Here is a 298-nt window from a genome sequence, read left to right on the forward strand (position 1 = left end):
TATTTTCAATCTGAAAAAATAACAAAAAAAAAAGAGTCTTACTCCATTTGGAATAAGACTCTTTTTAAATGTTGGCGTCGACCTACTCTCCCACATTTCTGCAGTACCATCGGCGCTAACGGGCTTAACTTCTCTGTTCGGAATGGGAAGAGGTGGAACCCCGTCGCTATAAACACCTAAAATAGTTGTATCCATTTTTAACCCTGACCCCGTCAGGTGGATAAATAATATCATAACATATCGAAAAAATAAAGTAAAAGAACCTACAGTTAGATTCAGCGATTGACCTCGCCACTCA

The 298-nt window shown here is 38.6% G+C and carries 1 rRNA gene; it reads right to left on the reverse strand.

Annotation, left to right across the window (positions count from 1 at the left end):
* Positions 1–69 precede the first annotated feature (69 nt).
* Positions 70–180: ribosomal RNA gene (gene rrf / locus GCQ56_RS20225) — 5S ribosomal RNA — on the reverse strand.
* Positions 181–298 lie beyond the last annotated feature (118 nt).

It is taken from the genome of Marinifilum sp. N1E240, assembly GCF_009295825.1.
In the GTDB taxonomy this organism is placed as follows: domain Bacteria; phylum Bacteroidota; class Bacteroidia; order Bacteroidales; family Marinifilaceae; genus Marinifilum_A; species Marinifilum_A sediminis.